17 protein-coding genes are annotated in these 21,476 nt (G+C 56.8%); 12 read left to right on the forward strand and 5 right to left on the reverse strand.

The window, feature by feature from the left end:
• The first annotated feature begins 1,091 nt into the window (after window positions 1-1,091).
• From AAA989_RS09755 to AAA989_RS09795, 10 genes are all read left to right on the forward strand, one after another.
• Window positions 1,092-1,685: a transposase gene (locus tag AAA989_RS09755; protein WP_338243062.1), complete on the forward strand. Its 594-nt coding sequence runs from the start codon at window positions 1,092-1,094 to the stop codon at window positions 1,683-1,685.
• A 1,370-nt stretch (window positions 1,686-3,055) separates the two neighbouring features.
• Window positions 3,056-3,526, forward strand: coding sequence for a hypothetical protein (locus tag AAA989_RS09760; RefSeq protein WP_338243064.1), 471 nt, complete (start codon window positions 3,056-3,058; stop codon window positions 3,524-3,526).
• A 247-nt stretch (window positions 3,527-3,773) separates the two neighbouring features.
• Window positions 3,774-4,487 (forward strand): polysaccharide biosynthesis/export family protein, encoded by a 714-nt coding sequence (locus AAA989_RS09765; RefSeq protein ID WP_338243066.1) that lies wholly within the window; start codon window positions 3,774-3,776, stop codon window positions 4,485-4,487.
• Between the two features lie 11 nt (window positions 4,488-4,498).
• On the forward strand, window positions 4,499-6,727 hold the full coding sequence (locus AAA989_RS09770) for a GumC family protein (protein ID WP_338243068.1): 2,229 nt from the start codon (window positions 4,499-4,501) through the stop codon (window positions 6,725-6,727).
• Window positions 6,728-7,290: 563 nt separating this feature from the next.
• Window positions 7,291-7,860 (forward strand): hypothetical protein, encoded by a 570-nt coding sequence (locus AAA989_RS09775; RefSeq protein ID WP_338243069.1) that lies wholly within the window; start codon window positions 7,291-7,293, stop codon window positions 7,858-7,860.
• A complete protein-coding gene (locus AAA989_RS09780) occupies window positions 7,860-9,215 on the forward strand; it encodes an O-antigen ligase family protein (RefSeq protein ID WP_338243071.1) in 1,356 nt (451 codons plus the stop codon). Before AAA989_RS09775 ends, AAA989_RS09780 begins: the two co-directional genes overlap by 1 nt.
• A gap of 6 nt (window positions 9,216-9,221) precedes the next feature.
• Window positions 9,222-9,686: a lasso peptide biosynthesis B2 protein gene (locus AAA989_RS16415; RefSeq protein WP_353527004.1), complete on the forward strand. Its 465-nt coding sequence runs from the start codon at window positions 9,222-9,224 to the stop codon at window positions 9,684-9,686.
• 172 nt (window positions 9,687-9,858) lie between these two features.
• Entirely contained in the window at window positions 9,859-11,007 is a 1,149-nt protein-coding gene (gene gmd / locus AAA989_RS09785; RefSeq protein WP_338243072.1) for a GDP-mannose 4,6-dehydratase, read from the forward strand.
• Between the two features lie 17 nt (window positions 11,008-11,024).
• On the forward strand, window positions 11,025-11,978 hold the full coding sequence (locus tag AAA989_RS09790; RefSeq protein WP_338243074.1) for a GDP-L-fucose synthase family protein: 954 nt from the start codon (window positions 11,025-11,027) through the stop codon (window positions 11,976-11,978).
• Window positions 11,975-13,258: a sugar transferase gene (locus AAA989_RS09795; protein ID WP_338243075.1), complete on the forward strand. Its 1,284-nt coding sequence runs from the start codon at window positions 11,975-11,977 to the stop codon at window positions 13,256-13,258. The genes AAA989_RS09790 and AAA989_RS09795 overlap by 4 nt, the downstream gene beginning before the upstream one ends.
• Here AAA989_RS09795 and AAA989_RS09800 read toward each other — a convergent pair whose 3' ends face one another.
• A complete protein-coding gene (locus AAA989_RS09800) occupies window positions 13,259-14,518 on the reverse strand; it encodes a glycosyltransferase family 4 protein (protein WP_338243077.1) in 1,260 nt (419 codons plus the stop codon). It abuts the gene before it with no gap.
• Between AAA989_RS09800 and nusG the strand changes: the two genes are divergently transcribed.
• Complete coding sequence (gene nusG, locus AAA989_RS09805) at window positions 14,508-15,221, forward strand: transcription termination/antitermination protein NusG (RefSeq protein ID WP_338243079.1); 714 nt, start codon at window positions 14,508-14,510, stop codon at window positions 15,219-15,221. The two genes, AAA989_RS09800 and nusG, sit on opposite strands and share 11 nt — an antisense overlap.
• Before the next feature lie 22 nt (window positions 15,222-15,243).
• Here the strand turns inward: nusG and AAA989_RS09810 are convergent, their stop codons facing one another.
• The 4 genes from AAA989_RS09810 to AAA989_RS09825 form a co-directional block, all read right to left on the reverse strand.
• Complete coding sequence (locus AAA989_RS09810) at window positions 15,244-16,941, reverse strand: ABC transporter ATP-binding protein (RefSeq protein WP_338243081.1); 1,698 nt, start codon at window positions 16,939-16,941, stop codon at window positions 15,244-15,246.
• A 390-nt stretch (window positions 16,942-17,331) separates the two neighbouring features.
• A complete protein-coding gene (locus AAA989_RS09815; RefSeq protein ID WP_338243083.1) occupies window positions 17,332-18,261 on the reverse strand; it encodes a hypothetical protein in 930 nt (309 codons plus the stop codon).
• On the reverse strand, window positions 18,252-19,505 hold the full coding sequence (locus AAA989_RS09820) for a glycosyltransferase family 2 protein (protein WP_338243085.1): 1,254 nt from the start codon (window positions 19,503-19,505) through the stop codon (window positions 18,252-18,254). Before AAA989_RS09820 ends, AAA989_RS09815 begins: the two co-directional genes overlap by 10 nt.
• Before the next feature lie 392 nt (window positions 19,506-19,897).
• Window positions 19,898-20,209 carry a hypothetical protein gene (locus AAA989_RS09825; protein ID WP_338243088.1) on the reverse strand — a complete coding sequence of 104 codons (312 nt, stop codon included), beginning with the start codon at window positions 20,207-20,209 and terminating at the stop codon, window positions 19,898-19,900.
• 324 nt (window positions 20,210-20,533) lie between these two features.
• Here AAA989_RS09825 and AAA989_RS09830 point away from each other — a divergent pair, with 324 nt between their 5' ends.
• The gene (locus AAA989_RS09830) at window positions 20,534-21,136 is read left to right on the forward strand and encodes a response regulator transcription factor (protein ID WP_338243090.1); all 603 of its coding nucleotides are present in this window, start codon (window positions 20,534-20,536) and stop codon (window positions 21,134-21,136) included.
• The last annotated feature ends 340 nt before the right edge of the window (window positions 21,137-21,476 follow it).

A 21,476-nucleotide genomic window follows, 5' to 3' on the forward strand; every position in this document is an offset into this window, starting at 1 on the left:
TAGATACGATCAGTTACGCGAAAGCCACTTCCTCACAGTGTCATACTGAATATACCGATCCAGTCATGATTGGAGATCTAAATGGCAGGGCGGCGCCGGCAACCATCTGGTGGAGGGCTGGGAACAGCCCTCGTCGTTATAGCGTCCTTCGGCGCAATGGTTGTGGCGTTCCTAATTGGTGCGCCGCAAGAGTTCGGCGAATGGGTAGTGGGCTTTCTGATGCCGCAGTGATGTAAGGCGCTCGGCTTTGTGAAAGTCGCATTCGCAAAGAGAGGTGCGCCTCTTCAGCTCTCCGATATGTCAGTTTCAGCTAACACCAACACAATCTCCGGCGCTAAATTCCGCAGCTCGATCAGCGCAAGATAGGCATCGCCGCGTACCTGAAATAGTCGCTTTCAACGCGGGCCTCCGGAAACGTTTTGCAGCGATAAAACGCGACCGCACACGGTACGCCAGATCCTTGCTCATGGTTTGCACCTCACGGACCAGACGAGGGCAGAAAGAATGTCACCAAAGCTGCCAAAGCCGGGATTGCGGCAGGATTGAGAACGAAGATAGCCACCTCAAATTCGTTGTGAGGCGGCTGTATGTTCACATTTTGCTCCGTCCATGACAGGGTAACATTTCGTAGGATTTAGTAGTTCAAGGCTGAATCTGCGTCGTCGAGATAATTATCGGCTTCGCTTGCATAGTCTGCGGCCTCTCCTGCCGAATATCTATCTGCTGGCGCAACGCCTCCGCCTGGTGGAGCACCTGCCCGCTTGAAGCACAGGTGTCGCCCTCGCTAAGCCGCTGGGCCTCATCGGTAATCACCGCCAGCGGAGTGCGCAGGGAATGGGCGAGGCTGCCTGCCTGTGTTTTACAGGCTGCTTCTTATAGCGTCTTATGACGAGCCATGGAAAATGGTGGGCGCGCTTTTACCCTTCCCCATCTAAACAACTCGATTTTACCCAAAATCTCCTCCTAGTGCACACGCGTTATTCAAGTAATGTCACTCTCTCGACGAAATGTTGCGACGAGTGCGCATCTCTCTTGCAGAAGTGGCGTTATCGCACGTGTTTGGACTGGCATGTTATGCTATCTGATAGTCAATGGAACTCCATGGCCCCTCAGATGTCGCCCGATTTCTTGCCGATGAAGAAGCTGCCCAGAATGCGCTTGCGGAACTCCGGTGGCCGAATGGCCAGGTTGCGTGCCCGTTTTGCGATGGTGGTGAGAAGAAGAAGGTCTGGGAGACATGCTACGAGAGTCTGCCCTCGGGTAAAAAAACGTTTCGCCGACAGTGGAAATGCGCCGCCTGTTGCAAAAAATTTTCGGTAACAAGTAGGACGATTTTCGATAAATCGCGAATTTCAATCGGCAAGTGGTTCCACGCGATCAATATTATGTGCGTCGACAAAAAAGGCCTGAATTCGGCACAGCTCGCTCGGGAATTGCACGTGAGATACAAATCGGCCTGGTTCATGCTTCATCGTCTGCGCCAGGCGATGCTCCAAGAACCCCTTGCCTCGATACTCTCCCGACGTGACAGTCTCGCTGAAACGGATTATCGACGGGTTTCATTCCATGGACTGAGCCTGAAGGACGCCTTGATCGGGCTGTTGGCTATTCCTGATCCTTACGCCACAAAGCTTAAGTACGTGGAGGATAAGAACAAGAAGGCCTCGCCTCCGGTCGAACTGTAAGGAGGTTGACCTACTTTCGTCGACCTGCAGTCGAAATGCGAAAAGTAGATGGGCTTCCGCCCATATCGGCTTTAGCGGCTATGTTAATAGCCCAGGCGTGCATCCAGGCCCGCTTTTCGAAACTGTCGCATGGGCGACAAACTCAGGGTAGGAGTAGCTAAGCCATCCGCTCGAAAGCCCAAGGGGCCTACCCCTCTGATCCTAGTGCAACTTTCCCGGCGGCCTTGTGTGTAAGTTCCTCTTTCGGGCTTGCCATTCGAGCCCGAGCGCTATTCCAAAATTCTCTCCGGACCTCCGCTCGAGATGGCCGGAGCTAACTCTCTACCTTTCCATTTCCGGGTTTCGACTGATCAACGGTGTATCTCCTCTAATCGAGCACAATGTCTCAGAGGAGACACGAATTGACGCGCACGGCCACTGGGCGCAGCGTTCTGCATGTGAACTAGAAATTGTCTCGCTGATAGCGTGCGGTAAGAACAGTCGGCAAATTAGCGATTTGTTGGATGTCATGTCGAACCTCGCGATACAAGCGAGGCACGAACTTGCATATCTAAGGGCTGGCGGACCTCGCCAGCAAAATCCCTTTTCAGTACTCTTTGTCACTTTTCGTAGAGATGCGCCTGCTAGGATAATTGCGGGCAATCATTCACGCCGAAAGAGAGGCGGCATAAGCACTCGGCCGCATCTCTAACGTTTGCGCGGGCTTTCCCCTTTCGACGTGTTCGCATTTGCGCGTCTGTTGTGCAACAGTGACTGCCAGCGATATGGCCATTTCATATGATGCCATTTCATATGATGTGACTTGAGGGAGGATAGGGGGTTCATGGCAAATCTCGGGACTTTGGTAGGCTGGACGAGCCGCGATCTGGAAAATAGCATCGGACTAACCCTCGAGTGTTTCGACTCGTTGGGTAAACATCATGGCGACCCAAATACATATCGGTTGCTGATGACTCCTCAGCAAGCAGCGATCCTCGGCAATCATTTGATACAAATTTCGGGGCAGACTGCTGCTTCAAGAAGTGACCGCTCGTGGATTACGCGCCTATTCGGATAGGCTTTTTGCTATTCCCCGGGCGGCGACGGCCTTGGCTCGGTGTTCTAATCGATCGCCTGTTTCATCGAGACGATTGGGATCCCTTTTGTCCACGCGAATTCGGCCCTGGCGAGCATACGAAACCTCGTTCGGCTGAATCCATTAATCGCGCCCGAGGCGCCATTCACATATTGTGCAGTTGCAATACCGGGCCAGCCATGCAACTGAGCGATTTCGAAAAAGTCTGCCCATGCTTCGGTTTGGAACCTATTGCCGTTGGGTTCTTTGCACGGGTGGCACATAGTTTTCTGAACGGGTCATCGGAGTTGAATCGATGAAAGCGCTGAGACAAATTTCCTTCGCCTGCCTCACTGCAGCTGGCCTCATCGGTGTTGCCGGTATGGCGTCAGCACAGTCACAAGGGCAGGGGCAGGGGCGTGATAACGCGCAGGGACCGGTTTGCACTGTCACGGTCGAGCGAGATCAGCCCAGCGGGGTTTTTGATGTTACGCGCCAAGAATTTGAAGACGGGTCTTGCAACTGCTTTATCTACACCGGTCCTCAGACGCAGCGTGACAATGTCGAGGCTCAGGTCGCCAATGTAGTCAGAACTCAGCGTTGTCCTGCCGCACGACCCATGTCCGTTCAAGGGCCGGGCCCGGGTCCAGTTGCCGGTGCAAGCAATTTCAGAGTCGCCAACCCTCTGGTTCCGATTGTCCTGTTCGCGGGTGCGGGAGCAGGTATCATTATTGGTATCGAAAACGACGATGGTGACGATGATGGCGACGTGGGTGTGAGTCCCTGATCAGTTGATCCTAGCCATGACGTAAGTCACGGTGGTCGTGGGCGGCAGCAAAGCTAAGTTGATGCCGTGCACGCAATAGTTTGAATCAGTTATTGAAGCTCTCTGGTGTGGCATGTGGCAGGGTCTGTCGCATGCTGCTCCGTGTTAACACTTAGACTGCTGTTTTGTTGTCACTTATGAGCACAATCGGGGTTGCGGTACGCGGCATTGTGGGCAAAGCCGCAACGAGGTCTACGGAGAAGTTGCAATGATTCAGAGCGCCCTGGGAAAGTTGGTAAATCCGGTCCTCTGGCTTGCTTTGGCGGGGCCGGTCCTCTTGGGCGGATGTGCCGGCAGCAGAAGCGATTACGTGTCTTATGACCGTACGGGGTTCGGAGCACCCGACGCTCCGTCCGTCTCCCGAGTGGCTACAGATTACCGTATTGCGCCGCTCGATAAGCTGACGATCAACGTGTTTCAGGTGGAGCAGTTGTCAGGGGAGTACCAGGTCGACCTGACGGGTAACATTGCCATGCCACTGGTTGGCAATGTTGCGGCTGCCGATATGACGACTGCTGAGCTCCAGCGCCATCTCTCTTCGGTTCTCTCGGAGGACTACCTGCGAAATCCCGATGTGACCGTCGGTATCCTAGAGGCTACAGGCAGCTCCATCACGATCGAAGGTTCGATCAATAATCCGGGCATTTATCCGACGTTCGGCGATGTGACGCTTATCCAGGCGGTGGCAATGGGCGGCGGTCTCGACGATAATGCAAATCCACGCACGGTCGTCGTATTCCGCCAAATCGATGGCCAGCGAATGGCCGCGGGCTTCGACCTGACGTCGATACGACGTGGGGAAGAGCCCGATCCCCAAATCTACCGCGGCGACATTATTGTCGTAGATGGTTCGAGGACACGCGAGAACTGGCGTACCATTATCCAATCGGTGCCGATTCTCAGCCTGTTCCGGCCGATCTGAGGACGTAAATCTTGAACCATCCCCAAGCCCTCGACAATGGACGGGACGGCCATGCCCCGGCCCACCGTCGCCTCCACGAAGTTCGTGAACCCGAGTACTACCCGCACGAAGAATTAGATGATGAGCTGCCGGCAATCTCGATTGGCGAGATCGCGTCCATCTTATGGGCAAGGAAGCTCTGGCTGATCGCAGCGGGTCTGCTGGGGTTGCTTGCCGCGCTCGCATATTCCCTTAGCCAGACGCCTCTCTACAGGTCTACCGCGACAATCGAGCTCAATCCCCCGACCGTACCAATCCTTTCAGGTGGCGCGGCGTCGGCAGAAGAGATGGTGGTCCCTGCGACGGATTGGGAGTTTCGCGAAACTCAGATTGGTATCTTGCGCAGCCGCGCCCTTGCGGAGCGGGTCGTGCGAGAACTCGGGTTGATTTCCGAGAGTGAGAGCACCGGAAGAGAGGGGTCAAGTGTTTCTTCTGCAGCTGGAGCCATTGCGACGAGTCTGACTGTTCAGCCCGAAGCCAATAGCCGGCTCATTGCTTTATCCTATGTCAGCCCCGAGCCCACAGAAGCTGCTCGACTCGCGAATGCTTTCGCAACGTCGTACATTCAATTGACGCTTGACCGAAAATACGAAGCCACAATCGCTGCTCGCGACTTTCTCGAAGAGCGGATCGCTACCGTGCGCGACGAGGTCAATCGAGCTGAGCGCGAGCTTGTCGACTATGCGCAGGCTAACGGTATCGTGTTGCTAGGCGGGCAAGGCGAGGACGGCGAAGGGGGTGGGGGCAGCCTTACAAGTAACTCTCTTACGTCCCTCAACTCGGCTCTGGCGGCCGCTCAGCAGAAGCGCATCACGGCAGAACAACGGTACCGTCAAGCTGGTTCCATCGGCGAGGTGAATGCGAGCACAGCGCAATTGCGTCAGGAACTCGCAAGCCTCCAGGCGGAATACGAAGAAAAATCAACGTATCTCCAGGAGAGTTTCCCCGACATGGTGCGTTTGCGCACCAGAATTGAAGAACTCAACCGTCAGATCTCTTCAGAAACCTCTCGTTCTGTCGCTGCCCTTCGCGCTGAATACCAGGCCGCCCTTGCTGAGGAAAACTCGCTCAGGTCGCGCGTTTCCCAGCTCAGTTCAGCGGCTCTGAACGAGCAGGAAGATTCGATTCAGTACAACATTTTGCAGAGGGAACTCGATACCAACCGCGCGTTGTATGATGCACTTCTCTCTCGCTACAACGAGGTCAGCGTTGCGTCAGGTATCGGCTCCGCGCAGGCTGCTGTCGTTGATAGTGCTCAGGTTCCCTCAGCGCCGTTCTCTCCGAACACGCTTCGCAATTCTGTTTTGGGATTGCTGCTGGGCCTGGCAATGGGGGCGGGATTGGCAATCCTATGGGATCGTTTTACGAATACGATCAAGACCAAGGACGACGTCAAGAACAAGCTAAATCTTCCTGCGCTTGGGGCGATTCCGAAAAAGGAAAAGAATGCCGACCTGAGCGACGAGCTAGCGGATCAGCATTCGGATATCTACGAATCCTACGCCAACCTTCGGACGACATTGCAGCTTTCGACTGCTGGTGGATTCCCGCGGACGCTTCTGGTTACAAGCTCGAATCCCGAGGAAGGAAAGTCCACCACGGCCTACAGTTTGTCGCTGCAACTGGCGACCATGGGTAAGCGGGTACTTCTCATTGATGCCGATATGCGCAAGCCAACCTTCTCGGTAGATCAGCATTCCGAACTCGGCCTCGCCTCGTTGCTTACTTCAGGCGGTTCAGCTCGCGACCACCTGCTGCGGACATCGCAGGAAACCATGTACCTTATGCCGAGCGGGCCAATACCGCCCAACCCCGCGAACATCATCCGACCCGGCCGGCTCAGGCAGATCTTTGAGGAGCTTGAGGTTCATTTCGATGCTATCGTCGTCGATGCGCCGCCTACGCTTGGGTTTGCCGACGCCCTCCTTCTTGGTTCCGTGTGCCATGGGACGTTGTTTACTGTCGAAAGCGGAACGACACGGACGCGCGCTGCTCTTACGGCTTTGAATCAACTGCAGATGTCGGGTGTCCGTCTACTCGGTGCGGTCTTGACCAAGGCGCCTCTCTCGGCAGAGGATTACAGCTACAGCTATCGATACTATCGACAGGCTGTAACGGAGAATAGCGGGCGTCGAGGCCTAATCGACTCCTTGTCCGAGAATGACGAAACTGGCGGTAAATGGCAAAAGGCCGATTTGTAGTCAGCGCCCTCGGTGTTGTGGTACTGGCCTACGTTAGCGTACTTTCGCTTCTGTGGAACATCGAGCATCGTGTGCCATCCTGGGCAATACCGGGGACTATCAGTTTTCATCCACAGCTAGTTCTCGATGACGCCACACTCTCTTTTCGAAGAAGCGGGGCTCAGCTGGGAAATGTCGATCTCGCAAAGGTAAGATCGGCTTCATCTCTCGCGCCACTGGAGGATGAACCGTTCAGTCTCCTGGCGGCTGAGCGCTTGGCGGCGGGCGATATCGCCAAGGCAGAGGATCTGCTTCGCATTGCCGTCAGACGTAATCCACGTTCGCGGGTAGCCCGCGCTCAGCTACTTGAACTTCTCGCTCGACAGGGGAATGTTGGTGAAACTGTAGAACAGGCGGAAGTTCTATATCGTCTAGTGCCCAGTCAACGACAAGTCCTACGCGATACTTTGGTATACCTTGCAAGTCTCCCCGCCACTCGGCAAGAGACAATCGAAGCGATTTCGGACGATGCCCATAAGAGAGAGGTTATCCAAGGACTCGCGCGCTCGGGCGCGAGCGCTTCCATGCTGATCGAGACGCTGGATGCTTTCGGCCAGTTCGATGTTGGCAATTCCCCGACAGATTTTCAGTCCTCGATCACGCAACCCTTGGTCAACGCAGGCGACTGGCAGGGCGCCCGGCGCCTCTGGAGCGTGTTTCATCCCGAAGCCTTTGCCACCGCTCCGTTGCTCCGTGATCCCGACTTCACGGGCGAGTATCCTCCGCCCTTTGGCTGGGAAGTCCGGCGGGACCGCAACGGTTATGCGGAGTTGGGTGATTTTGGCCTAGAGGGCGAAGGCTACGGTCGTCGCAGATCCTTGCTAACCCGCCAATACACCATCCTCGAGCAGGGAGACTATCGTCTGAGGATACAGAGCGAGGTCATTGGTCGAGGCTTGCAGATCGAGGTAGCCTGTCCGAACCTGGGCAATATTGCAGAGGAAACCCTGTCCGAGCGCATTCATGTTGTGGAATTTCGCGTTCCCCAGCAATGTGCTCTTGTCGAGATAGGCCTCTACGGCAGGCCGACAGATCCCCCGACTCCTTCGCCATTTCGAATAAGGCAAGTGTCGCTCGAGCGCAGCGCTGGCTGATGACGAACGCAATGGGCCTCTTGCTCCCTGCCTATTTCCTCGCGTGTCTGCTCCTGGGAGGCGCAAGCAATGGCGGATTTGTGGCCAACTTTGCTTTGCAGATTTCGGGGCTGGCTATTGTCTTGATAGCCGTGGCGACCTTGCCGCGAAAACCCGGGTTCCATCTCGATCCGAGGTTCCGGAGCTTAGTTCTTTTCTCGGGTGTAATTGTTGGCCTTCAATTTGTTCCGCTTCCACTTTCGGTCTGGACCAGTCTCCCAGGGCGCGAGGCCATCGCCGCGGAACTGGCGCTTCTTGGCGTCACCCCCTCTGCCACATTCGTGTCGCTCAGCATACATGACAGTCTTGCGTCGCTCGCATGGATGCTGCCGGCAGCCTGTTTCCTGGCCGCCATGTGGTTTCAGCTAGAGGTTCCCGCTCTGCAAATCGCTCTTGCGCTTATCGGAGGGACCCTAATCGCGATCGCCTTGGGTCTCGTGCAGTTCTTCGGAGGCGTAGACTCTTTCGCCTATCTCTACGAAATCACCAATCGCGGATTGATGGTCGGTGTCTTTGCAAACGCAAACCACATGGCAACTTTGCTTCTTGCCACGCTCCCCTTTCTTACCGCAGTCGTGCGTTCACAGATCGTAGTGCGGGAGAGCGCAAGAAGGGAACTTCTGCTTCTCTGGGCGGTGCTCGTCGGTTTCATTGTTCTCGCCATCGGCTTGGTTGGATCGCTGACCGGCTACGCGCTTCTCCTCCCGGTCTTGGTCTTATGCGGCATGATGCTGCTTCCAGGAAGTCGCAAGAAGCTTCTCACGGCGTTGTTGGGTGCCTTCGCAATTGGTATTGGGCTGGTTTCCCTTACGGATGAAGGGGGCAACGTTTTTTCCGAGGATGCAGCATTGTCAGAGCGTGGCCGACAACAGATCTTCTCCGTGACGCTCGAAGCTAACGAGGAATTCTGGCCGGTTGGGACAGGTCTCGGGACGTTTCGGGACATCTACGACAATTACGAAGACCGCAACTCGGTCAGCAACGTCTATGTCAATCATGCCCACAGCGATTACCTTGAAGTCGCTCTCGAAATGGGGCTGGCCGGTGTGGCGGGCATTGTTGCTTTTCTCGCTTGGTGGTTAAGCCGACTGCGGGCCATCTGGGTGGGCAGGGCGACCGATCCTTTCGTTCACGCCGCCGCGATCGCCAGCGGAACGATTCTTGTACATTCTGGCTGGGACTATCCGCTCCGCACGGCGACTTTGAGCACGCTTTTCGCGTTCTGTTGTGTCCTGATGGGGCAACTCCAGTTGCGGACCATTGAAAAGAACCCCGCGAAAAGTAGCGACAGACGATCTAAAACATCAGGTGGGTGAGAGTTCATGCCACGGACGGTCATCGATCTCGCACAAGTTTCTCGTCGTATCGGAAGCATCAGACGAGGCGAAGCGCGCGCCATCGTTCGCGGGATCTGGGAGTTAGCTAAGGCGCGCCTTCGCCACTTGAGGTTGACCCCGACTGCAATATCGAACCTGAACGACCCGTTCAGGGGAGCATCCGGACAGGCGGTCGAGAACGCTGCAGCCTTGGAATATCTTCGGGGACAGGCCTTGGCTATTCGCCGGGCGTCACTTCTGGTCCCATGGCGTTCCGACTGCCTCGTCCAGGCTATTGCGCTTCAAAGATGGAGTGCCAGGGCGGGAATTAAGACCGCGATCACGCTTCAGGTTGGACGAGATCAGGAAGGCGAATTTGTCGCACACGCTATCCTTCGGTACGGCCACACCGTCGTGCTCGGGGCTGGTGAGTTGCCTTTGAGAGATCTCTATACTCCCGAGCCGGAGTGAAGCATGATTGCATTGCACGTGGCGTCAGCGAAGAACCGTCCCGAAGTGCGAACTCTTTCAATCATTCGCACTTGCAGCATCCTTCCAGTATCCGCATAAAGAATTGAAAATTGTGTTCGCCCCCGGTTCCTTTGTGATCCAATCTCGGCGCACATCAGGAGCTCTCGACAGCATGACAAAAAAAGCCCTCATCACCGGCGTGACAGGTCAGGACGGCGCTTATCTCACCGAATTGCTGCTCGCCAAAGGCTATGAAGTCCATGGTGTGAAGCGCAGATCTTCGTCCTTCAACACGGGGAGGATCGATAGCATCTACGAAGATCCCCATACCCCCCACCAGCGCCTCTTCCTGCACTACGGGGATCTCACCGATTCCACCAATCTCGTGCGCCTGCTGAGCGAAATCCGACCCGATGAAGTCTACAACCTAGCCGCCCAGAGCCATGTTGCCGTCAGCTTCGAGACGCCGGAATACACCGCCAACGCCGACGCTATCGGTACTCTGCGCTTGCTTGAGGCCATCCGCATTCTCGATCTCGAAAAGCAGACGCGGTTTTATCAGGCCTCGACGAGCGAGCTTTATGGTCTTGTTCAGGAAGTGCCGCAGAGCGAGACAACGCCCTTCTATCCGCGCTCCCCGTATGCTGCTGCGAAGCTGTACGCCTACTGGATCACGGTGAACTACCGGGAAGCCTACGGTATTCATGCATCGAACGGCATCCTTTTTAATCACGAGAGCCCGCTCCGAGGTGAGACTTTCGTCACGCGCAAGATAACGCGTGCAGCCGCGGCGATCTCGCTCGGGATGCAGGACAGGCTCTATCTTGGTAACCTCGACGCACAGCGCGACTGGGGCCATGCTCGTGAATACGTTCGCGGCATGTGGCTCATGGTTCAGCAGGATGAGCCCGACGACTATGTGCTCGCTACTGGGGAAACGACTACCGTCCGCGAGTTCGTTAGGTGGTGCTTTACCGAGGTTGGTATCGATCTCGAGTTCAGGGGCTCTGGAGTGGACGAAATTGGCGTCGACCCGGTGTCGGGGAGGACCCTAGTCGAGATTGACCCGGCCTATTTCCGCCCGACCGAAGTCGACTTGCTGCTTGGTGACCCTGCCAAGGCGCGGGAAAAACTAGGCTGGAAACACGATACATCGGCGCGCGAACTCGCCCGCGAAATGGTTGCAGCCGACCTCAGCCTGATGAAGCAGACTCCCCATGCACGTCATGCAACAGACGAGATCGGGGATGGGCATACTCGAAACAGCTATGGGGTGGGCGTGCTCACCCGTAGCGAGAACCAGCTCGCAGGCAGCAAATGACGTTCGGTCTCAGTGGGATGAAGGTCTATGTAGCCGGTCACCGCGGGATGGTCGGCTCAGCGATTGTTCGCCGACTAGAGAGTGAAAATTGCGAGATCGTCACGGCTCCCCGGGATGTTGATCTGCGCGAGCAGGAAGCAGTGAGGAACTGGTTCTCATTAAATCGTCCCCATGGCGTCATTTTAGCCGCGGCCAAAGTCGGCGGTATCTGGGCCAATGACAATTGTCCCGCAGAGTTCTTGTACGATAACCTCGCGATCGAGGCGAATGTCATTGAGGCATCTCGCCGCTTCGACGTTGAGAAACTTCTTTTCCTCGGCTCCTCGTGTATCTATCCGCGAGACGCGGCACAGCCGATACGCGAGGACGCCCTCCTGACAGGTCCGCTTGAGCCCACGAACGAATGGTATGCCATTGCCAAGATCGCAGGGATTAAGCTGTGTCAGTCTTACCGCAGGCAATATGGCTGTGATTACATCAGCGCGATGCCGACGAACCTCTATGGACCCGGTGACAATTTCGACCTGGCGACAAGCCATGTTCTCCCCGCCCTTATTCGCAAGGCCCACGAAGCGAAGGCCAGTGGCGAGCCCATGACTGTATGGGGCAGCGGCAGTCCACTTCGCGAATTTCTCCATGTTGATGACCTGGCAGATGCCTGTATCCATCTCCTTAAGAACTACAGCGGCGAAATGCCGATAAACATTGGTTCGGGGCAGGAGATAAGTATCCGTGCGATCGCCGAGATGGTCGCGACAATTGTCGGATGTTCCGAAGCGCTGGTATTCGATACCGAGAAGCCCGATGGTACGCCGCGAAAATTGCTCGACAGTTCGATGCTCTACGAACTTGGCTGGAGCGCAAAGATCGGCCTCGAGGACGGCATTCGTGATGCCTACAGCCACTATCTCGATCGCTTGGACGAAGAGGGCCTCCCTGGCGATCGGATCAATCGGCAAGCGGCCGGATGATGTATCAGTTCCGCCTCGACGACCGTCACGTCCACCGGAGCCTCTTCCATTCGCTTAGGGTCCAGATCGTCTATGTTCTGGCCACCAGCCTCGCCGCCCCGCTACTCGTTTTCGGCATCGTGCGGGGAACGCATGTCTTCGCCTTTAACTCAACGATCAATGCCCAAACGCTGGCCGTCATGGCCGCACTGCTGACCTTATTTACGCTACGTCAGGTAGGCGGCTTCTTCGGCTTGGTACTGTCACGATGGATACTGCCCACTTATGGTACCTTTGCCGCGATCCTCGGCGGCGTGGTAATATTCCTCCGCCTCCCTTACAGCAGCGTCCTTCTTGCGATCAATTTCGTATTCGCAATCATAGCTCTTTATGTCCTTGTCGTGCTCATGGCTCGAGGAAAACGGGCGATCTGTTACGTCATTCCTGTGGGCCGCGCCACTGAGCTCGAGGACCACGGCAAGCTTGACATGATCACGCTTGAGCACCAGGTGCTCCCGGGCGACGAAAATGCGATCGTCGTGGCGGATCTCCATGCTGATCTCGGCCCTGATTGGGAGCGATTTCTTACCGAAGTCGCGTTGCAGGGGCACCCAATCTACCACGTTGTCCAGTTGCGCGAGGCGCTTACCGGGAAGGTGCAATTCGATCACCTTTCCGAGAACAGTTTTGGCGCACTCATTCCCGCAATTGCCTATAAGAAAGTGAAGCGCCTGATCGATCTCGCGGCATCACTCGCGCTTCTGCCTCTTCTTATTCCCATGATGATGGTGATTGGGCTTCTGGTAAAACTCGATTCGTCAGGTCCGGCTTTCTTCCTGCAGCGACGGATGGGATATTGCGGTCAGCCATTTTGGATGGTGAAGTTCCGCACGATGACCGTCACCGAGGATGGCGAAGATGGCGAAGCGAGTCATACTGTCGAGAACGACGAGCGTATCACCCGGTTGGGACGGTTTCTTCGACGAACTCGGCTCGACGAGTTGCCTCAGGTGTTCAACATTCTTCGCGGAGAGATGAGCTGGATCGGGCCCCGCCCTGAAGCGGTGAGCCTTTCACGCGACTACGCGAGCAAGGTGCCGAATTACCGTTACCGCCATCTCGTCAGGCCTGGTATTACCGGTTGGGCCCAGGTGCACCAGGGTCACGTAATCACCGTCGAAGACATTCAAGACAAGCTGCGATACGACTTCTATTACGTGAAGAATATCTCGTTCTGGATCGACATGATCATCGCGCTCGGGACAGTGCGGGTAATGATCTCGGGGTTTGGAGCACGCTAGCTAGCCGGTAGGCCGCTCGCCCAACGAGGCATCCGGCTTCTTCACGGAAACTTGAGATAGCAAATCATCCCATTCGCCAATCCGCGACAGCCTGCGAAGATTATCTTCGCAGTAGCGCCGCCCGTTCTCGCCCAAGCGTCGGCGCAAACCGGCATCGTTCGACAACAATTGCAAATAGTCGACAACTTCTTGGACGCGTCCCTTGCCGAAGCTCTTGCCGCATTCGGCTGCATTGATCAGGCGGGCAATTTCCCCGTCGGTATCCCCTATGAAGATGATGGGGCGACCTGCGGCAATGGCGCCATAGAACTTGCTCGGAACGATCAGGCCTTCAAGTTCAGGTTCGAGCGAGAGCCAGTGGATGTCGGCGACTGCAAGGCTCAGGCGAAGTTCGCCGCGTGGGCGGTATCCTCGCACTTGAAAATGAGGCGCAATGAGAGGCTCATTTGCCACAACCGGCAACCTTGCATGTTTGACCCCTCCGCCGACGAACAGGAACTGCAAGTGCGTTTCGCCCATGGCGATCAGTCGGCGCCCGGCGTCGAGCATAGTGTCCACATCGTGTGCTCGCCCCAAGTTACCGGAATAACCGACGATCACGCTGCTCTCGGACAAATTCCATTCGCTGCGGAGCGGATTGTTGGCGATGGGCAGGGGGGCCAGCTCGTCTTCGTCAGCCCAATTCGGAATCACACGGATTTTTGCCTCATCGACGCCGATAGCAGCGACCCTTTGTGCCATTCGCGACCCGATGCAAACGTTCACGTTCGCCAGCTTCCACGACCGGTCGCGAAGAAATCGCGACATCCTGACAACTAGACTGGTATCTGAGCCAAACCCCAGCACCGTGGCCGTCTCAGGATAAATGTCCTGGAGCCAGTTGATCATCCGCGCGCGCTTGAGGCGAGCGATTGGTTGCACGAAAACACTTACGAGCGGCGGGTCGGTGAGGCAGATAACTGCGTCATCGCGCTTTATCGTCCGGAGACCCACGATAATGACGCCAAGGTAGAAGAGGAAGAAATTGAAGAGCCGTTGAAGCAGCGAACCATTGCCGCGCGCCAGGCCCGGGATGCGGATTGTTCTGACGTTTTCGAAATTCCGCTGCTCGAGATCATCACCTTCGGTGTGCACGCTTGCGCTGGTAATGACCACGCACTCGCGCTCCGACGTATCGAGACCGCTCAACAGGTCGCTGATCATCACCGCTGTTGCCGATTGATCAGGAAAAAAGAAGCGGTTGATAAAGATGTACTTCAAACTCGTTCCCCAGCGTCGAAGCGCGTGCTTTTCGCGCACCGCTCAGGTCATTGCAAGCTACATGCTGCAATGCGGAACGAAAAATATGAATTCTCGCAATCGGTTGTACCTCGCATCCGACGTCAACCTCGACCTGAGTGCCGCGCGCGGCTATTATCAGGCCATGGAGAATGCAATTCCAGTAAGGGGCGCTCCGCGAGCGAGCAGTGGCAAACGGTGGTTCGTGGCGCAGACACAGGCGCGACGCGAGCAGTTTGCGGTGGTGCACCTCGAGCGCCAGAACTTCGAATGCTACCTGCCGGTGATCGAGAGGCCGCGACGGGCTTCGGGGAAGCTAACAGTCAGCCGCGAAGCCCTGTTCCCCGGCTATACCTTCGTCTCGTTTGATCCATTGCGTGATCGCTGGCGATCGATAAACGGGACGCATGGAGTGATAAGGCTGATCAGCTTTGCGGAAGATCCTGCTCCCATGCCGGCCGGGTTTGTCGATTCGCTTAGACGTCGCCTCAGCTCGAACGGTTTCAGCGAGTTCGAACGCGAGCTTACAAGCGGAGATAACGTACGGATCGTAGGAAGCGCGTTCGACGACATGACAGGCACATTGCTTACCGCAAGACCACAGGACCGCGTGATCGTCCTTTTGGATCTCTTGTCGGGGCCGCGAAAGGTTAGCTTGTCGCGAAGCCACCTGGTACCCGCTTGACCAGGAGATTGGAGCGCTCGGCCTAGATGCCGGCGATCGAGCGCCGGGGGAAGGATTCGCCTTCCAGGTCTTCCAGCGTAACCTCGGTCAATCTGCCGTTCTGAATCCGCAGGATACGATCCGCCAACGCGAGGCTCGCCGGCCTGTTGGTAATGATCAACACGGTCCGACCCAGAAGAGCAGTGCGCGAAGTCTCGACAAAGGTTGCCTCGCCATCGAGATCGAACATCGAGGTCGCTTCATCGAGAACGAGGATCGGAGGGTCTGAAATGAGTGCCCGGGCGAGGGCGAGGCGCTGGCGCTGCCCTCCTGAAAGCCTGAAACCATGGTCACCGATCTGCGTGTAGTAGGCGTTCGGCAGATCCAGAATAAAGTCATGAGCCTGCGCCAGCAGGCACGCCTGTTCGATCTCGGCGTCGGAGATGGTCTCATCATTGAGGATCAGGTTATCCTTGATTGTTCCGTTTTGCAGCAGCGGTCGCTGGGGAACGTAGCCAATCCTGCGACGCAGCTCCTGGATATTCAGGCTGGAAATCTCGCGACCATCGAGCGTGATGCGACCCTTGTACGGAAGGTAGAATCCCAGCAGCAGCTTCACGATAGTGCTCTTACCGGCTCCGTTCTCGCCCACAAGCGCAACGATTTCGCCTGGCTGTACATCGCAATCGACGCCGCGAAGCGTGTCGCTGCGGTTCCGGTAGGCAAACCAGACATCCTCGAAAGCGATCCAGCCCCTTGCATCGGAGGGAGTCTCGAGCTTTGCGTACCCAGGTTCACGAGCCTCCTGCAGGACATAGTGCAATCGTTCTAGCGTGCCGCGAGCCGTATTAAGCTGGCCAATAAGATTGGCGAGCGAGCCGACCGGGACTGTGAGCAAGGCAGCATAGAGAAGGAATCGAAAGAACTCGGTGGCCCCCATGCGCTCGTCCGCCACGCTCTGACTGGCAAGCACGAGCAGGAGGACAGCGCCAAGGGCCGTAACCAGGGTGAGCGAAGGGGAGAAGACGGCATAGATCTTCTCTCGCTGGACCTTGAGCAGGCGCGCCCTGCCCACGACAGCGTGATAGGCATTTAGGCGAACGTCCTCGCGGGCGAAGGCCTTGATGGCGGGCAGCATTTCGAGGTCTTCTTCGGCAGCAGCAAAGACACGGGCCTCGGCCTGCTGGAGCTGGTTCGCGAGCAGGCGCAGCCGCCGTCCGATGACCCTAAGAGAGATGTAATAGGCTGGCAGCAGGATGGAGAAGATCAGGGCGAGGAGCGGGTTCAATACAAACAGGATCAACAAGGCGCCGACTCCCGTGATCAACGCTGCCGGGATGGCGGTAAGGGTGCCAGAGATGAATGCGCTGAGGCGCGAGACTTCCGAAGTCAAAAGGGCGAGCAGGTCACCGCGGCGACTGTGGTCGAAGAAGCCCATGGGCAGGCGCTGGACGTGCGCATAGATGTCGCGCCGGAAATCCGCTTCAATGCGGCTGCCTACAGAGGCTGCCAATAGCGCGCCCGCGATCTTGAACATGGTGAAGACAAGAAGGATCACTACCAGGAGTATTGCAACGCCAGCGATATCGGTCTCCCCGGCGGCAAGAATGTCGCCGACCAGGCGCGCAGAAACCCACGGAACGGCCAATAACGCGCCCGAGCTGAGCAGGGATAGCAGGACCACCAGCGCCAATGCCGGGGTATAGGCCTTTGCGTGGTCGAGCAGCGACTTGAAGCCCATTACCAGGTCCGGTTGGAGGGAATGAAGTGGCAGGTTACAGGGGATAGGCCCCGCGGCGCTCGCTCCCCTGCAGACGGGGGAGCGAGGTCGTGTGTCGACAAGCTCTTAAGCATTGGGACAACGCCCCCTTCCGCGCCCTGCAGCAAGGTAGGACCGGCTTTGATGACGGTCGCATTCCCTAATTCAAGCAGATCGACCGGAAGCGATCAATCCCGGCAGCGCGCATGTCACCATTTTGGACATGGGCGGGACGCCTTGACCTTGTTTGCCACTAGCTCGCCAAGGAGCTTGCCGCGCATGTTGATTGTTGCGTTAAGTGTCCGCGCAGTTGCTGTAAGTTCGACGATCGGAAGCACCGAGACAAGCGTGTAGGATCCTGGTCGGCCGAAATTAGAAGCGGCGTCTTATTGCAAAGCGCCCCTGCACATAGTCATATCCGCCAGCTTGCACGGCATTATTGCCCGGCGTGTTCGCATAGATCACTTCAACTGTAATGTTCCAGGGGCCGACGGAAGGACTCTGCACTCTCCCTTCCGCATAATTCGCCTGCCGCCAGTCTCCTCCTGTGAACCGCTGCGCTCCAAGTCCGCCGACGGCGAGGAACTGCCAGCCCCCGACGAAGCGGCGCAGCTGTACGGTGGGAAGAACCTGTCCGAAGTCTCGCGGTGAAAAATAGTCGAACTCACCTGGTTCGGTGCTGTGGAAGTAGCGCGTCCGGAGTTGCACACTCAATCCAGCATCGGGTTTCAAAACGTGAATAAAGTTGGCGCGCAGATGAATTCGTTCATTGTCTCCGGAAAATTCCTGCAGACCGGTGAGAACCGTGAATATGTTTCGATCATCAACCGGCAGGTCAATCACCCCGCCTGCAAAAGTGGTGTAGAGGTCGCGTTCGAGACCGAGGGGAGTTTCGATGATGTCGCGTTCGATGAAAAACTCTTTGCGAAACCGTGACTCATCATGGATCGAGGCACTGCCAATGACGTCGTTGCCATCGGTGCCGAGCCGCGCAGCCCAAGTCCATTCATCAGACCGGTCACCGGCTTGAAGGAAGACGCGCTGGCGCTCCCGGACCGGTCCACCGAGAGGCTCGTACCATGCATTCTCGAGCCGGATCCCGATGCGATCTGCGTCTCCGTCATTGCGCAAGTCGAAATCAAGCGCAGCACGAAGGATTGTCGTGTTATCACTGTCGCCAGATGCAAAAATTTCGGTCCCCAATGCAGGTACGCTGTCTCCGGCCTCCTGCGACAATGCGGGGGCGGCAAGCGCGAGCGTCGCGGCGAACATTCCCATACTGGTTAGCGGCCTCAGCCCCATTGCTTGGTCCTTCCGATAAATTCCGACGCGTAGCCCCACACCGAGACCGGCTGCATCACGAGCGGGTAGAAGAAGGCGAATGCGATGAAGCCCAGGGCGCTTTTCTCCATGGCGATGCCTTCGCGCTTCATCATGCGAGTCTGAATGCGGTAAATGATGACGTTCCACAGGGCCGCCAGCGGCAGCACCAGCAAGGTGACGGGACCCGCGAGCCAGAAGATCCCGAATAGCGCGAGCGCGATGCCCGGCAGGAATGCGAAGGTGAAGGCCAGGTCTATGGCGATGAACAGGAGGTTCCAGTAGATGAACATCGTGCCCAGCCTTGGCTTGAGCAGCAGGCTCTTGTGCAGGTTGAGCGCCTCGATCATCCCGCGCGCCCAGCGCTTTCGCTGACGGGCGAGCGCGGGAAAGTCTTCCGGCGCGTGCGTCCAAGCAACCGCGTCCTCTGCATGGCGCACGCGGTAGCCACGGCGCAGGAGCGACCAGGTCAGGACGATGTCTTCGCCCACTGTATCGGGCCAGCCGCCGGCCTCGATCAGTGCAGCCTTACGGTAAAGGGAGAAAGCACCCTGTGCGACGAGGGTCGAATTAAACATCCCTTGCATGCGTTTGACGGCTGCAATCCCGTGGAAATAATCCCACTGCTGAGCTGCGGCGACAAGGCTTGCTTTCGGATTAGCCACGAGTACCGTCCCGGCGATTGCGGCGGTCTGGGGAGGGGCCGCATATAGATGCGCGACGATCGATGATATTGCGCCCGGCTCGAGCCGGGTATCGGCATCAATCGTGATCACAAGGTCGTGAAAGGCCTGCTCAAGGCCATGGTTGAGCGCAGCAGCCTTTCCGCTGTTCCTTTGCATTCGCAAGATCACGAGGGAAAAGTCGTCGCGCGCCGCGAAAAGGCTCCGACAGCCCGAAGCAACGTCGAAGGTCCTGTCCTGCGAACCGTCATCGACCACAATCACCTCAATGGGTCCTGGATAGGGGCTCGTGCTCAAAGAGCGGAGGGTCTGCGAAATCATGTCCTCTTCCTGATATGCGGCGATGAGGACAGAAATTCCCGGCCATGTCGGAGGATCGGCGCGGAGTGAGGTCGGACGAAGCACGAGCGATGACAGGAGGAAGGCGTTCATGAAGCCGGGGACATAGGCGATGAAGGTGAGAACAAGGATCGCGAGTAGCGGATGGCTGAGCTGGCCAAGATCGGCAAGCCAGGGGAGAGACAGCCAAAGTGAGAAGATCATCCAAGCGAGTGCGAACCCGAGACTTGCCATGAAGACCAGGTATCGCCGCCGCGTTCGGCGAGCCCAGTAGTCCCGATCCTGCCGCAAGCCAAAGGCCCTGCGCTCTGGCTGACCGTAATAATTCTGCTGGACCGCAGGTGAAGTGAGCCTGGTATTCATCGGAAATCTCGAGGGTGCTGGCATCCAGGACTACACGCCAGTGGTAAATCCAGCGTTAAACCTAATTGGTGAGGCATTCTGAAAGCCTCGCGCTTGAGAAACCTCTTTCTAACGAAGGAGGATGGGTAGATGGGGCAAGCGATCGTCAGCCGTGCTGTGGATTTTTCACTGCTGCTCAGCCTTTTTGCCGGCAAAGCCGCTATCGCCTTCATTTTCGTCTGACCCAGTTCGAATCAGTTCGAAAACGATAAAGCGTAGGTTTCGGGCCCAGGAGGCGGGGGCAGTATCCCGAAATCAATTGCCCACCAGAGAAGGTGCTCGGCACCGCTTAGTAAGGAGACCGCCGCTGCGGCCGCAAGCACGCTCATGGCGACGACAGTAAGCTGGTTATCTGCCTTGAAGCGGTGGTCACTGGGTGCTTCAGGTGCGGGCGAAAACGCTACAACGATCTCTTTCCTTGCTGCCAATTCCGGCATCACCAGGTTGTCCGCGCAATCGTCGAGCACGCCAGTCTCGGGCGTGCTCCAATCTGATATCTTGTCCATGGGATATGAAAGTACCGCTGACAGTCTGAATTTTTCGCAAAGAGCCCGGTGTGAGTCCGAGCCAAATTCGGAAACGCGCCCCACTACAATACCAAGATGTTGTTGCAACGGGTAATTTCCGGGCCTCTGGCGGAGAGATTGAGCGTTATCCAAATGGTCTTGCAGGTCGCCAGTCGACAAGTGGCCGATTACTCGGATAACCCGCTCGCGCATGTTCGTTGCGTTAACCCGGCAATCATCTCGCGCCCTACGGGCAGATACCTATTGGCCCATAGGCGCCATGCGTATATGCCCTTAAGGAATAATACAATACAAGGGTTTAGCATGCGAGCTTACATTGTTGATACCGATCCGGGCCGGCGTGCCGCGGTCTCCCGAACTTTCCTTGATCAAGGATGGCATGCCGAGATCTTCGAGTCCGCAGAGGAGTTTGCCATCTTTGGAGCGGATGAAGGTTTTGTCCTCGCATATGATCGACCTGGACCAAGGAGCGCCATAGAGAAGATGGAGTGCTGGAAGGGCAAACGCGGACACCTTCCTGTCGTTCTGTATTCAGATAGGCTCGATTTGGAGCACGTCATAAAGGCGATCGTTGCTGGCGCGATCGACTATCTGCAATGGCCGATTTCTGCTCAGCAGGTGGATCGGTTTGTCCAAAATATTTCCACCAGAGCGGAGGTCCGTCGGCGAGAGGAGCTTGTGAGGTTCGAGGCGGGCCAACTTGTCAACAGCCTCTCGCCAAGGGAAAGGGAAGTTCTCACCTTGGTCACGCGGGGGCACTCGAATAACAGCATCGCGAAAGACCTGGGCATCAGCCCGCGCACCGTAGAAATCCACCGGGCAAGCGCGTTCAAAAAGATCAATGCTGGATCGACCGCCGATGCGGTGCGGACTGGTGTCTACGCGGGTCTCGATATGGAGGACTGAAGCCTTCCCTGCGGGCAGCATCTTCGATAGCCAGAAGGGTCTCGATCCATCCGCAAAGTAGTGCCACCTCCCGGTGGGATCCTGCTGTACGGGCATGGACATCGAACAGCCCGGAGCGCACTGCGACAAGGTACTGGCCGTCAGACAATTCGACGGATATCTCGAGTATCGCAGAAGAGGTCAGCGCGTTTGCGGCCTTATCGAACGTGCCTCCCTCAAGATAGGCTTCGAACAATTCTTCCGGGAGTTCGCATGCAACTAGCTCGCGGAAGGGGCCGGGCGCGATCTGGATTAGGTGAAACACGTGGCGCAAAGCCTCTTCCAGCCCGATCTCCTCCGC

The organism is Aurantiacibacter hainanensis, from assembly GCF_036321025.1.
GTDB lineage: Bacteria > Pseudomonadota > Alphaproteobacteria > Sphingomonadales > Sphingomonadaceae > Alteraurantiacibacter > Alteraurantiacibacter hainanensis.

What these genes read in the sequence shown, in the direction of transcription:
- AAA989_RS09815 (WP_338243083.1), bottom strand. Translation starts at nt 18,261, where the DNA reads ATGGGGCTGAGGCCGCTAACCAGTATGGGAATGTTCGCCGCGACGCTC.
- AAA989_RS09780 (WP_338243071.1), top strand. Translation starts at nt 7,860, where the DNA reads ATGACGAACGCAATGGGCCTCTTGCTCCCTGCCTATTTCCTCGCGTGT.
- AAA989_RS09830 (WP_338243090.1), top strand. Translation starts at nt 20,534, where the DNA reads ATGCGAGCTTACATTGTTGATACCGATCCGGGCCGGCGTGCCGCGGTC.
- AAA989_RS09765 (WP_338243066.1), top strand. Translation starts at nt 3,774, where the DNA reads ATGATTCAGAGCGCCCTGGGAAAGTTGGTAAATCCGGTCCTCTGGCTT.
- AAA989_RS09790 (WP_338243074.1), top strand. Translation starts at nt 11,025, where the DNA reads ATGAAGGTCTATGTAGCCGGTCACCGCGGGATGGTCGGCTCAGCGATT.
- AAA989_RS09760 (WP_338243064.1), top strand. Translation starts at nt 3,056, where the DNA reads ATGAAAGCGCTGAGACAAATTTCCTTCGCCTGCCTCACTGCAGCTGGC.
- gmd (WP_338243072.1), top strand. Translation starts at nt 9,859, where the DNA reads ATGACAAAAAAAGCCCTCATCACCGGCGTGACAGGTCAGGACGGCGCT.
- AAA989_RS09820 (WP_338243085.1), bottom strand. Translation starts at nt 19,505, where the DNA reads ATGATCTTCTCACTTTGGCTGTCTCTCCCCTGGCTTGCCGATCTTGGC.
- AAA989_RS09810 (WP_338243081.1), bottom strand. Translation starts at nt 16,941, where the DNA reads ATGGGCTTCAAGTCGCTGCTCGACCACGCAAAGGCCTATACCCCGGCA.
- AAA989_RS09775 (WP_338243069.1), top strand. Translation starts at nt 7,291, where the DNA reads ATGCTGATCGAGACGCTGGATGCTTTCGGCCAGTTCGATGTTGGCAAT.
- nusG (WP_338243079.1), top strand. Translation starts at nt 14,508, where the DNA reads ATGTACTTCAAACTCGTTCCCCAGCGTCGAAGCGCGTGCTTTTCGCGC.
- AAA989_RS09825 (WP_338243088.1), bottom strand. Translation starts at nt 20,209, where the DNA reads ATGGACAAGATATCAGATTGGAGCACGCCCGAGACTGGCGTGCTCGAC.
- AAA989_RS09795 (WP_338243075.1), top strand. Translation starts at nt 11,975, where the DNA reads ATGATGTATCAGTTCCGCCTCGACGACCGTCACGTCCACCGGAGCCTC.
- AAA989_RS09755 (WP_338243062.1), top strand. Translation starts at nt 1,092, where the DNA reads ATGGAACTCCATGGCCCCTCAGATGTCGCCCGATTTCTTGCCGATGAA.
- AAA989_RS16415 (WP_353527004.1), top strand. Translation starts at nt 9,222, where the DNA reads ATGCCACGGACGGTCATCGATCTCGCACAAGTTTCTCGTCGTATCGGA.